The 12,899-nt window shown below is 38.8% G+C and carries 10 protein-coding genes and 2 pseudogenes; 6 read left to right on the forward strand and 6 right to left on the reverse strand.

Going from position 1 to position 12,899, the window contains the following annotated elements; translation table 11 throughout:
* Positions 1–119 precede the first annotated feature (119 nt).
* Complete coding sequence (locus KV40_RS06475; protein WP_036479077.1) at positions 120–3,680, reverse strand: NB-ARC domain-containing protein; 3,561 nt, start codon at positions 3,678–3,680, stop codon at positions 120–122.
* Positions 3,681–4,160: 480 nt separating this feature from the next.
* Between KV40_RS06475 and KV40_RS06480 the strand changes: the two genes are divergently transcribed.
* Positions 4,161–5,138, forward strand: coding sequence for a hypothetical protein (locus KV40_RS06480; RefSeq protein ID WP_216595547.1), 978 nt, complete (start codon positions 4,161–4,163; stop codon positions 5,136–5,138).
* Here the strand turns inward: KV40_RS06480 and KV40_RS35645 are convergent.
* A pseudogene (locus KV40_RS35645) lies at positions 5,097–5,324 on the reverse strand (hypothetical protein); the annotation flags it as partial. The gene KV40_RS06480 and the pseudogene KV40_RS35645 sit on opposite strands and share 42 nt — an antisense overlap.
* Before the next feature lie 65 nt (positions 5,325–5,389).
* Between KV40_RS35645 and KV40_RS06485 the strand changes: the two are divergent.
* The gene (locus tag KV40_RS06485; protein ID WP_036479079.1) at positions 5,390–5,758 is read left to right on the forward strand and encodes a hypothetical protein; all 369 of its coding nucleotides are present in this window, start codon (positions 5,390–5,392) and stop codon (positions 5,756–5,758) included.
* An 86-nt stretch (positions 5,759–5,844) separates the two neighbouring features.
* A complete protein-coding gene (locus tag KV40_RS06490) occupies positions 5,845–6,336 on the forward strand; it encodes a transposase (RefSeq protein WP_036479081.1) in 492 nt (163 codons plus the stop codon).
* Positions 6,337–6,351: 15 nt separating this feature from the next.
* Here the strand turns inward: KV40_RS06490 and KV40_RS36605 are convergent.
* Both KV40_RS36605 and KV40_RS06500 read right to left on the reverse strand, forming a co-directional pair.
* Positions 6,352–6,898 (reverse strand): annotated as a pseudogene (locus tag KV40_RS36605) (IS1 family transposase); the annotation flags it as partial.
* Between the two features lie 61 nt (positions 6,899–6,959).
* A complete protein-coding gene (locus KV40_RS06500; protein WP_036479087.1) occupies positions 6,960–7,202 on the reverse strand; it encodes a DUF4278 domain-containing protein in 243 nt (80 codons plus the stop codon).
* 294 nt (positions 7,203–7,496) lie between these two features.
* On the opposite strand from KV40_RS06500, the gene KV40_RS06505 reads away from it, so the two are divergent.
* Together KV40_RS06505 and KV40_RS37250 are read left to right on the forward strand one after the other, a co-directional pair.
* The gene (locus KV40_RS06505; RefSeq protein ID WP_052055424.1) at positions 7,497–11,090 is read left to right on the forward strand and encodes an NB-ARC domain-containing protein; all 3,594 of its coding nucleotides are present in this window, start codon (positions 7,497–7,499) and stop codon (positions 11,088–11,090) included.
* 15 nt (positions 11,091–11,105) lie between these two features.
* Positions 11,106–11,249 (forward strand): IS1 family transposase, encoded by a 144-nt coding sequence (locus KV40_RS37250; RefSeq protein WP_081942788.1) that lies wholly within the window; start codon positions 11,106–11,108, stop codon positions 11,247–11,249.
* A gap of 8 nt (positions 11,250–11,257) precedes the next feature.
* On the opposite strand, the gene KV40_RS36915 is transcribed toward KV40_RS37250, so the two are convergent.
* Positions 11,258–11,389 carry a hypothetical protein gene (locus KV40_RS36915; protein WP_256381108.1) on the reverse strand — a complete coding sequence of 44 codons (132 nt, stop codon included), beginning with the start codon at positions 11,387–11,389 and terminating at the stop codon, positions 11,258–11,260.
* Between the two features lie 800 nt (positions 11,390–12,189).
* A complete protein-coding gene (locus tag KV40_RS06510; protein ID WP_036479089.1) occupies positions 12,190–12,465 on the reverse strand; it encodes a hypothetical protein in 276 nt (91 codons plus the stop codon).
* A 211-nt stretch (positions 12,466–12,676) separates the two neighbouring features.
* Between KV40_RS06510 and KV40_RS06515 the strand changes: the two genes are divergently transcribed.
* On the forward strand, positions 12,677–12,899 hold a 223-nt coding region (locus tag KV40_RS06515), incomplete at its 3' end, for an alpha/beta hydrolase (RefSeq protein WP_036479092.1).

Below are 12,899 nucleotides of genomic sequence, written 5' to 3' on the forward strand. Positions count from 1 at the left end.
ATTTTGACTTTTAAAATTGTTTGAGTACCGTTAGAGAGATGGATTTTGATAGCATATTACAGCTTCATTTTTCTTGCGCGCTCTTACCCTGTAAGCTTGAAGACAAGCTACAAGAGGTTTTAATGTTTTATATTAGCGATCGCCCCTAAAACTTTAAGAGTTTCTTGCTGTGCGAGAGTTAAACCAGTCACGCTAGTAATATTTAATTTTTCATAAAGTCTAGTAACCCTAAGAGTTTTAAGACATTTTCCCGTGGAGATATCCCAAAGTTTAATCGATTGATCTTGAGAACCGCTGCCTAAGATTTCCCCTTCGTTAAATGCTACCGAACATACTTTGTTGTCATGTCCTGTAAGGGTTTGGAGACATTGACCTGTAGTAATATCCCATAATTTAACAGTGCGATCGCCACTACCACTAGCTAATATTTTACCTTCATTATCTACTGCTATAGCAAAGATAAATCCTTCATGTCCTGGGAATACTTGCCGACATTCTCCTGTATTCCCATTCCATAGTCTAATTTTACCGTCAGCACCACCACTAAAAATTATGTTGTCAAAACTCCAAGCCACTGTATAGATAGCGCGATTATCATCACTAATGCAAGTATGCAGACATTTTTTGCTAGTTAAATCCCAGATTTGTACTTGAGAATTAGTACTTGCTGTTGCTAAGTATTTTCCGTTTTTACTTAATGCCAAAGACCAAATTTGAGGTACATCGATCGTTTCATAAGTTCCTGTAATGATATCCCAAATAGCAACCTTGCCATCACCACTACCACTAATCAAAGTTTTACCATCGGGATGAAAAGCGATCGCTCGAATCCAATCTTGATGACCAGTTAACACGCGATCGCATTGGTTATTATTGACATTCCACAATCTAATTTGGCAATCTGCACCACCACTGGCAAGAGTTTTACCGTCGGGACTCCATGCTACCGACCAGATATGATCTTGATGTCCTGAATAAGTTTGTTGACATTCTTTAGTAGACAGATTCCATAATCTGACTTGATAGTCGCTAGAAATTCCCGCTAAGATACCTGAATTAAACGCTATAGGAAAAGCCCAATCAGTGTTACCTTCAATATTCCTTAAACATTGACCTGTAGTAATATCCCATAATTTGACGGTGCGGTCTAAACTAGCACAAACCACAGTTTGTCGATCGTTGCCAAAATCTACTGTAATCACTTCATTGTTGTGTCCGTAGAGGGTTTTTTGACATTGATAAGTATTTAAATTCCAAATTCTCACAGTTGTATCGCCACTTCCTGTAGCTAAAATCATCGGGCGATCGCTCTTGGTGGCAATCGGACTAAATGCTACGCTATAAACTGCACCACTATGTCCTGTGAGAGTGTGGAGACATCGATCTGTAGTAATATCCCATAGTTTAATCGTACAGTCACCACTACCACTAGCTAAAAGACGACCATCAGGACTAAATGCCACCGAACGTACCCAAGATTTATGTCCCGTGAGAGTATGGAGACATTGACCTGTAGCAATATCCCATAGTTTAATCGTACAGTCACCACTACCACTAGCTAAAAGACGACCATCAGGACTAAATGCCACCGAACGTACCCAAGATTTATGTCCCGTGAGAGTATGGAGACATTGACCTGTAACAATATCCCATAGTTTAATCGTACAGTCGCCACTGCCACTAGCTAAAATACTATCAAGAGCGATCGCTACAGTATAAATTTCATCTTGATGTCCTAAAAAAGTTTGCCGACATTCTCCTGTATTCCCATTCCACAATCTAACTTGAAAATCCCCCGCACCACTGACAATAGTTTGACCATCGGCACTAAATGCAATGCAGCGAATCCAATTATCATGTCCGTGACAGATAGCCAGTAGTTTTCCTGTATGACGATCCCAAATACGAATTTTATTGCCATTATCACCCGTAGCAAATTTATTTCCTTGAGGACTAAAGGCAGCAGACAAGATATTGCCCAAGGTTTCGGTAAATATCGACTGGGATAAATCGCAATCAGAAAAATTAACCCGATGTAAATTTAAACCTTGTAAATTTGCCTGCCACACTGTTAATTCTGAAAAGTCATAGTCAGTTAAATCTATTTGTAGTTGACGTAATAAATTAATCGTATTCCCTGCAAAATAACCTTTTATTGGTTGAATTTTCCAATTAACTAAATTTTCTTGCAGATAGTCGCCAATAGACTCTGGAATACCGCAACTAAATAATAATTGTTCGATTAAAGGTTGCAAGATCGAAAAAACTTGAGAATTATAAATATATTCTGGTGCTTGAGCTTGAATTAGGGCGTGACTATTAAATAAGTTAATTTCTCCTGTAATTATTTCTTCATTAATTCTGTCAATTAATTCACTAATAACATATTCCATTACTACTGGTTGTTGAGTAAAGCGATCGCTAATACTTTCAATCAGAGAGCGATTTATTAAATTCTTTAAGGCGGTAATTAAATTGCCCAAAGAAATATTAGTAATAAAGTTTTGTTGTAATTGAGATAACGTAATAGGCTGGCGTTCAATTGCCAACCAATACATAATTTGTTGTTCGAGATAATTTAAACGTTGAAATTGTTTTTCTAAAAGTAAGCGAATATCATCAAAAATAAATAGTCCATTTTGCAAAACAGCAATAAATTCCTGAAGATTACCCGCAAAAAAATCTTTAATATAGGAAGCAACAATTTTTAATGCCAAAGGGTTGCCACCATAACGCCTTAAAAGTAACTGCCAATCTGCTTCCGAACCCCTAAACGAACCTTTAGTCTGGAAAATTTCTTTACCTTCTGCCGTTGCCAAACCTTGAAGGGGTAAACAGCGGACTAATAGCGAGCTACCTTCCAAAATAGCCAATTCTCTAATTTTTTCCCTAGAAGTAATTAACAAACAACTTTGATGTTTAGTTTCAGCGATCTCTTTAAAAAATAATTCATAATCTTCATATCCCAAACGATAAAAATTATCAGTTTGAATAGAATTACTAGCTATAATTGATTCGGCATTATCTAAAATCAACAAACATTTGGATATACGTAAATATGAAATTAATAAGACTATTTTTTCTTGATTTGTTTCGGGTAATTTAGTTGCTTGTTTATTACTAATAAATTGAATTATTTCTGCTAATAAACTCTCTAAAGTAGGAGCATTACGGAGACTGCGCCAAAGAATAAACTTGAATTCAGTCTGAATAGTTTGAGCAGCTTTAATAGCTAAAGCCGTTTTACCAATTCCCCCCATTCCCAAAAGTAAAATCGCCCGACAGCGATCGCGCTTTATCCAATTGCTTAAGGTAACAATCTCTTCTTGACGACCAAAAAAAACTGAAACATCGATCGCTTCTCCCCAATCTCGATTTTGAGTAGCATTTAATGTTGTGTTACTAGCAATATTTTCTCTCCCTTCAACTACTCTTTGCCATTCCAAACCTAACACCTGACAATAAGCCTGAAAAGCGCGATCGTTAATTGGATATTTGCCTCCTAAAAAACGTTTCCAAGTTCCATAAGAAATCCCTGCTGCTAATTTACCCTTCTCAGTAATTCCTAAAACTTTACTAGCAGATTCCAACCAACGAGAATCATTGACATTCCAGCCTTTTTCCTTTCTTGCTTGTTTTATTTTTCTTAATCCTAGAGGAGAAGCAATTAGTTTGTTCATCAAAAAGATAAAAACAGTTGATTTCTTTATCTTTAAATCTACCGATAAAAGTTATATCCCCGAATTTAAAGTTGATTAATCGTCATGAAAATTCTCGATCCAACCAAATCGAGGACAAAAACTAATTAAAGCGATTTTCCTTCTGATGCTAATCTGATGTAGGAGAAACAAGCAATTAAAGCACAAATTTCTCAATAAATAATAATCCAGGACTTACGCACCGAAACGAAAAATAGAGGTTTTAGGGAACAGGAGACAGGGAAAAGTAGCTCTAGGCTTAAAAAACTTTTCGAGCAATGAAGTGTGTAACTTTTATAATCGTGCGAATATCATCTGATGATTGTTAAACTAAATCTCGAACAAAAAAAGAAATATGAAGCGTTTCTATGACTCTAGAACCAGCCCTTTCAAGGTCTTGTAAATTTCCCCAAATTATAGTTAGTTGAAAAAATACAATTGACAGATAGGGGAACAGTCAGAATGATTTTAGGTCAAGTATTTGAACGTTTTGTAGAAGAAAGTCCTATTTCAGTAATGGTTCGTGGACTCCTCGAAACAATTTTATCTCCTCAAAAACTTGACGAGCTATTTGAAAAAAGTACACAAACTCAGTACACAAAAGAACTACTATTTTCAACTGTAGTAGAAATGATGAATGAAGTCGCTTGTGGAATTCGACCTTCAATTCACGCTGCTTATCAAGCTAAAGTATCAACAATGTCTGTTTCAGTCACTTCTGTTTATAACAAGCTCAATGCCATGGAGTCCAATGTAAGTGCTGAATTAGTTAGAGAAACAGGAGCTTCAATGGAAGCAGTTGTTCTGCATTTAAAGGGAAAATTACCTAATTGGCTGCCTGGTTATCGACTTAAAATTTTAGATGGCAACGCAATAGCTGCAAGTGAACATCGTCTTAAACCTCTTCGTACCTGTAACAGTGCGCCTTTACCTGGACAATCTTTAGTTGTACTCGATCCATCCTTAATGTTAGCGGTCGATGTTTTTCCCTGTGAAGATGGTCATGCTCAAGAACGTTCTTTACTAAATAAAGTTTTGAGCACAATCGAAGATGATGATGTATGGGTAGCAGATCGCAATTTCTGTACTTTGAACTTTTTGAGTGGCATTGTTGCTAGAGCTGGCTATTTTATTATCCGAGAACATGAATGTTTTCCTTGGCATGATGCTTCTGAATTCCGCCATATTGGTTTAGTAGAAGGGGGCCAAGTCTGGGAACAAACTGTTAAAGTTAGTGATAATGAAGGATATTTATCAACAATTCGACGTGTCAAAGTAATTTTAGACGAAACTACTCGTGATGGAGATGGGGAAATCTTTATCCTGACGAATCTTTTCCCCCAGGTTGCTACTGGTTTACTTATAGCTCAAATCGGCGTTGCATCCCTGCGGGATGATTTAAACAGGAATATCTTTATAGTGAAGGTAATGAAGCAATAACTTAACCGATGCTCGAAGCATTTGTTCGCATTTAGAGTAACATAAAGTTTTTCTTTTCAAACGAGCAATCGACATACGTCGATTCGACGTTGCTTTCGCAACGGCGGTGCGCTCCAGCGCACAATGTCTTAATCGAGTATTTTCTCCTTCAACCCTAGTCATATAGGTTTTAAGAACAAGATGATCGCACTCATTTACAGCGGTTTGCATCTAAATGTGAGACAATAAAGCATTGTCAAAATAGCTCGTAAATGAAAGCTTATTCGGTAGATTTTAGAGAGAAGATTGTAAGTGCGATCGAAGACGGTGATAGTTCAGTCAGAAAAGTCGCACAGCGTTTTGCTGTTAGCAAAAACTTTGTTCAAAAATTAGTTACGCAGAAACGGATAAAAGGTCATATTATCCCTGGAAAGCAGGGTGGGTCTATGGTAAGTCCTGTAATGAAATATAAAACTCAACTGATAGCTATATTTGAGAAACATAATGACGCAACTTTAGCAGAATATTGTGAACTGCTCTACGATGAAACAGGACTGTGGGTCAGCCAAAGTACCATGTGTAGAACGTTCCAGCGATTAAAATTGCCTCGAAAAAAAAACATTCCGTCCCAGCCAAGCTAAAACTGAGCGAGTTCAACTTCTTCGAGCCGAGTATTGGTCAAAAGTAAAAGAGATAGACCTTAAAGATTTAGTATTTCGTATCGGAAATGGAAGTGTTACTTGGATTGATGAGAACTCATGCCCGTGCTGCGCCTGGAGAAAGAGCCTACGACTTTAAACCCTTTTATCGAGGTGGCAAGGTGAGTGTGATTGGCGCGATCGCAGTTTCTAAAGTGTTAGGTGTAATGACTCTTGATGGTTCAATGGATTCTGCTGCCTTTGAAGTTTATATCTCCAAATGTCTTGTTCCTCAACTTTGGAAAGGGGCGGTAGTGGTCATGGATAATCTACCTGCACACAAGGTCAAAGCTATTGCCCCTTTAATTGAAGCAGTAGGAGCAAGGATACTATACCTTTCTCCCTACTCTCCAGAGTTTAATCCAATTGAACACTGGTGGTCACAACTCAAGGCTTTCTTAAGGCAGTTCTCGCCGAGAACCTCCAAAATGGTTGATACACTCATTAAAATTGCGATGGATTTAATGAATCCGAAACATTTACGTAACTGGTTTGCCCACTGCTGTTACTGTCCATCATGAACCTGCAAATCGCTGTATAAAACAGGGGTAAACTTTCCATCCATCCGTAACATAAAAAAATGATTTCCACCCTCTAATTATTTTCCACAAGGGCTTAAAAGTCTCCTGAGAGCGATCGCCAATCGCCCAAGCCAAAATTCCAGGTGAAAAATGGTTGACAACTGTCGCACGAGCTTTCGCTCGAAGACGCGCCTAGCGTCGCTTGCGGCGATAGCCGCTGCGCCAAACTTTATTTTTTTTGACCCACAAAAGTTTGTAGTTCATCTACCTCAGTAATCTCAGGTATTTTTGAAACCCAGGGTGCGTCAGGCAAAATCTGGGCAGAATTTCTGACCCATCGAATCACCGTATTGTGGTTGACTCCTGTAATTCTTTCTATCGCTCGAAACCCTAGACCATTGACATACATTTTTAAGCAGTTTTCTTTTACTTCCATTGAGTATCCACGCTTTGTATACTTATTGATGAATTGGCGATCGCATCTCTTGCACTGGTAATTTTGTTTCCCTCTGCGATGACCATTCTTGCGGATTTTATCTGACTGACAATTTGGACATTTCATTCCTCATTATTATCAGATCATCCCGCAGGGATGCAACGCCTATTGAATGTTCGAGGAAAAGTTAAGCTGCGACTGATTGTAATTGCAGTTGGGGGAAGGTTTCGCGCTCGGACTTACCCCAACCCCTGGCATACTGCACACTACGATATTTGAGTTGTAGATGATTATGGTGCGCTAAATTAATGCTTGGAGCGATCGCCGATTGTTGACCTTGATATTTGCCTGTGATGAATGAATTAGATTGAAGTTGATGAAAAATAACAGCTTCAGATTTGTAGTTAACACCACGATAAGATAATTTCATAACTTTTTTCTCCTGTTAAACAAAGATTTTGTTGATTACTTCTCGAACAAAAGTTGCGATCGATATCCAGAATAGAAACTATCTAATTCTCGATCACTTGATTTTCTGAACTCTTGTTATCCTTAGCATCCCTCTCTTCAGCCCAATTAAGTAAGATCGGTTTTGGATCGGCAAAGAGATCGGTAAAATCGATCTTGACAACTCTTAAAATCTGAGATAGAAAATACAACTTTGTTTTAAAATGCGACTCAAGAGCAAAATTTAGCTGTATCTAGTGATTTCGAGCAAGTATCTATGGTTGCACTCAAAGTTTCCTCTCGTGGTTTAGCAATAGTCAAACAGGCGAGGAAAGCCAAGGGCTGGACGATTGATGATTGGCGGTGGTTGGAGGCTGCTAGCGAAATTCTGGGTATTTCTTGGGCGGAAACTGGTTATTTTGCCGATGGTATTTCCGAAGGAACTTGGAAGCGGTTTTTGTCGGGAAAGTATGCGGTAAATGTCGATGCGTTTCGGGCTTTTTGTCAAGTTTTGGGATTACAATGGCAAGAAATCGTCGATCGCGATAATCATCAAGATTGGGGAGAGGAAATCGATGTTTCGGTGTTTTTTGGGCGATCTCCAGAAATTGCTACCCTTAAACAATATATTCTCCAAGATCGCTGTCGTTTAGTTGCTTTACTGGGAATGGGAGGAATTGGTAAAACCTCTCTAGCGATTAAAACTGCTCGCTTAATCGATCGCCAATTTGAATTTATTATCTGGCGCAGTTTAAAGAATACGCCCTCTGTGGAGAAAATTCTAGAAGATTTAATTCAATTTTTTAGCCAGCAACAACAACAAGATTTACCTGATCCTTTAGATCGAAAAATAAGTTTATTATTGCAATATTTACGCTCATCCCGATGTCTTTTAATTTTAGATAACCTAGAATCAATTTTGCAAAGCGGCAGCGAGCAAAACTTTAGTTCATTACAAGTAAAATATCGTTCCGATCGTGAAAATTATAGTTATTTATTTAGGGCGATCGCGGAAAGCAATCACCAAAGTTGTTTGATTTTAACTTCCCGCGAAGCACTCCCCGAATTAGCTAGTTGGGAAGGAGACAATTTACCGATTCGTTGTCTACAATTATCGGGATTATCAAAAATTGAAGGACAAAAGCTACTAGCTGCTAAAGGGACTTTTCAAGGAACAAAATTAGAATGGCAAACTTTAGTCGATCGCTATGGAGGTAATCCTTTAGCATTAAAGATCGTATCTACCACGATTCAAGATTTTTTTCGAGGTAATCTTACAGATTTTTTGCAAATTTTACAACGTGATAGTTTTATTTTTCCTGATATCTACGACCTTTTGCAACAGCAGTTTAATCGTTTAAGTTTTTTAGAGCAACAAGTTTTATATTGGCTGGCAATCAATCGCGAACCATTAACAATTCAAGAATTACAACAAGATTTTATTAATCCAGTATCCTCAAGAATTTTATTAAGATCTTTAGCTGCTTTACAAAAACGTTCTTTAATTGAAAAATCTGAGAATTATTGGGGTCTACAAACGGTAGTTATAGAATATGTTACCTATGAATTGATTATTAAAATTGCAGAAGAAATTCAAACTACAAATATTAATCTTTTTAATAAAATTGCTTTGGTAAAAGTTCAGAGTAAAAATTATTTACGCTCTTCTCAAGAGATCCAAATTCTCAAACCAGTTGCCGATAAACTACTAGAATTTTTTGGTACAAAACAGCAATTAAAACAACAACTATTAAAAATAATTAAAACTGTCCAAACTACAAGCGATCGCCGTTTAAAACGGGGTTACTTAAGTGGCAATGTTATTAATTTACTGCGTCTTTTAAAAATAGATTTACAAGGATTAGATTTTTCGGAATTAGCTATCTGGCAAGCCAACCTCCAAGGGCTAAAATTACACCAAGTTAACTTTGCCCAGACAGACTTATCTAAATCTATCTTTACCGAAACATTAGGTAATATTCTGTCCGCTACCTTTAGCCCTGACGGTCAAATTCTCGTCACCTGCGATACCGATTGTCAGATTCGTCTCTGGGAAACCAATACGGGAAAATTACTAATTATTTGCCAAGGTCATACTAATTGGGTTCGTTCCGTCGCTTTTAGTCCTGATGGTAAAATTTTAGCCAGTGCAGGGGCAGATTGCAGTGTTAAATTGTGGCAGGTTAGAGATGGGATGTGTGTGAAAACCTGTCTCGGACACCAAAATGAAATCTTTGCCGTGGCATTTAGTCCCGATAATCAAACTCTAGTTAGTGCCAGTGGAGATTGTCAATTGCGTCTTTGGGATGTGATTACTGGAAAATGTCTGAAGGTTTTTAAAGGACATCAAGGTTGTGTTCGTTCTGTCTCATTTAATTCCAATGGAATTACTTTCGCTAGTGGCAGTGACGATCGCACCATAAAAATCTGGGATGTTACTACAGGAAAATGTTTAAATACTTGGACAGAACATCAAGCTAGTGTACGATCTATTGCTTTTAGTCCCGATGGTATAACTCTGGCTAGTGGCAGCAGCGACCGCACGGTCAAAATTTGGGAGGTTACTACGGGTCAATGTCTGGATACCTATTTGCAACACAGCGATGGAGTTTCTGCTGTTACCTTTAGTCCCGATGGAGTGACTCTAGCGACAGGAAGTAGCGATCGCACGGTAAGATTGTGGAATTATCATACAGGTACTTGTCTCAGGACGGTCTACGGACACGCCAATCAAATTTTTTCCCTGGATTTTAGTCCTGATGGACAAACCATTGTCTGTGCAAGTTTGGATCGAACAATGAAAATCTGGGACTGTCAAGACGGCAAGTGTCTCAAAACTTGGAAAGGTAGTACGGACTGGGTTGTTCCCGTAGCGTTTAATTCCCAGGGTAATTTAATTGCTAGTGGCAGCAATGATTGCACCATCAGAATTTGGGATTGGGAAAAGAATTATTGTCTGCAAACCCTAACTGGTCATCAAGATTTAGTGACATCCTTAGCTTTCCATCCCCAAGAGAAAATTCTAGCTAGTGCCAGTCGCGATCGCACGATTAGATTTTGGAATTTGGCAACTGGTCATTGTCATCAAATTCTCCAAGGACATGAGGATTGGGTCTATACCCTAGCATTTAGTCCTGATGGTCAGACCCTCGCCAGTGGCAGTGCAGATACTACTGCCAAACTTTGGAATATGACAACAGGGGTTTGTCTGCAAACTTTTTCGGGACATACCAATCAGGTTTGGTCAGTGGCATTTAGTCCCGATGGTCACACTTTTGCTACTGGTAGTACAGATTGTCTAATTAGGTTATGGAATATTACTAATAATAAGTTATTGCAAATTTTAGTAGGACATAAAAATCGAGTTAAATCAATAGCTTTTCATCCTCGAAATCCCCATCTTCTGGTTAGTGGTAGTACCGATAATGCGATCGCCTTATGGGATTGTCGACGGGGTAAATTAATAAAAAGTTTTCAGGGACACAATAATTGGGTATTTGCTGTGGCATTTAGTCCCGACGGTCATATCCTAGCTAGTGTTTCCCACGATCGCACTGTAAGATTATGGGATATTCAAACAGGAAAATGTTTGCATATTTGTCAGGGACACAAACATTTAGTTTCTGCTGTTGCTTTTCATCCTAACGGTCAAATGGTTGCTAGTGGTTCGCAGGATCAAAGTATCAGATTGTGGGATACTCAAACGGGGAAATGCCTCCAAATTTTGCGAACAGCGCGATTGTATGAAGAAATGAATATTACTGGCACAGAAGGTTTAACTCCCGCACAAAAAACAGCTCTTCAAGCTTTAGGGTGTGTAACGGATAGTAGTGTAGCAATAAAGTTGACAAGTAAGAAGATTTACTCTTGATGATTATGGCACGCCATTGACTATAGAACGAGAACCATTCTGGCTTATGTGTTGGGAAGAAGAGAGGATAGAATGTTTCTCAAGTTAAAAAAGTTACTCAAGCCGTTTGGAATTACCAAGTTTTACACGGACAAGCTAAAAACTTATGAGCGACATTAACATTATTGCTACACTACCGAATGAGCGATAACTTTTCCTGCGATTGCCTGTAAATCTTCATCCGTTTCGCTATAGGCGATTAACACCCATTCTCCTCGATATTTCTGCTCCATTTCTTCTATAGTTAGTATTTCTGACATCCCCTTAACCTACTACTTTTCTGCTTCTATTTTAGTTTTTTCGCCTTTAGTTATTTCTATTTATAACTACACAACTTCCTTTATGCTACACTACGGGGCTTTACTCCCTCTGGATCGATTTGACTACTATCCTTCTAATCAAGCTTATTTTGAGCTAGAAGCAGTTTCAATTCCCTTAAGTAAACTTCTACCTGTTTTAGACTTCTCTCTTTTTCTAAAGCCAATTCTTTTCAGGCAGCAGCACTTTCACTTTGCTCTGCTGCTTTATTTTTGATGTAGTCTTTGTTCGTCTTGGTGCGCGTTCCCTTGCGTCTTACGCCGAACAGCGCGTACGCAAGGGCGCGACTGACGTTGGCGTAGCCTTCTCCGAAGGAGTAGCGTCTTCGTCAGTAGGCGGCTACCGCCGCGAGTCGTTTTTTATAAAACAAATAAAACGACTCGGCGCAGTTGCGGAGCAACGTCGGCAGTCACAGAGCCGAATGTCTCAAAGTCGTGTCTAGCGACGCTTGCCCGCCTTCGTTATCTCGTCTATAACCTTCGCGGGCTGTGACTGCGCAGCTCTGAGGGCGGGGCTAACGCCCCAAGGCGCATACGCGCCGTTGAGCGCAGCGCATACGCGCAGACCGCCGCTAGGCGGCTCTTGACCCGTTAGGGGCTGCGGCTCTGCGCCTCTGTGGGTCGCTCGTCAATGAGCAGTTATCATTTAACATTTAGCAATGAACAAGGATTGACGTTCGCTGTTCATTGTTCATTGATGAATAAGGCAATTAAATTGGCGATCGCCCTAACTACCTTTTACTTTAAGAAGCAAGCAAGCGATTGTTTTTTTGTTTGATGTTGCCAAGTTTTGGTAATTCGACAGTATTTTTAACTGTTAGGCTTGGCTCTCCACTTTGCAATACTCTGACATCAATATTGACATTAATTAAATAAGAACCTGCTCTATCTCCTACGGCTTTGGCGATCGCCGCTTCTAAATTGGAACGTTCTCCCGTTAGAGGATTTCTGAGTACGCAGCGATCCCAACTACTTTCGGCTTGAGGATTTAGATTGAGAATATAGTGTTCTGTTGTCATGACTTCCTCTTTAGTTTTATTGTTAGTACATTTATACCATAAAAATAGAGTGACGAGTCAAACTTGAAACAAAACTGCATAATTGCAGTTAAAAAATCATATTAAATCGAGAATACAGTTACAAAAGCCACAGATGCTTGGGTTTTCGGTTTATTTACGAACGACAATTTAGAGAATTACTGCGGCAATAAAACTCATATTGATTTAAATAATGATTTCCCAATCGCTCAAAGTTAATTTGGTCTTGTTTATTACTTGCATCTTTGTCGCTATTTCCAACCATCAAGTTATAGCAGCAGAGAAAATTACTTTTGGGTATGGTATAGCTACTCAATCAGTTTCGTTTGAGGAATTAGCAACCTTTGCTGAAACTGGTGAATTATCACCTGCGCTTAAGTTTTTGTTTAAATATGGCAAACAAAATCCTCAAACCA

This window comes from Myxosarcina sp. GI1, assembly GCF_000756305.1.
GTDB lineage: Bacteria > Cyanobacteriota > Cyanobacteriia > Cyanobacteriales > Xenococcaceae > Myxosarcina.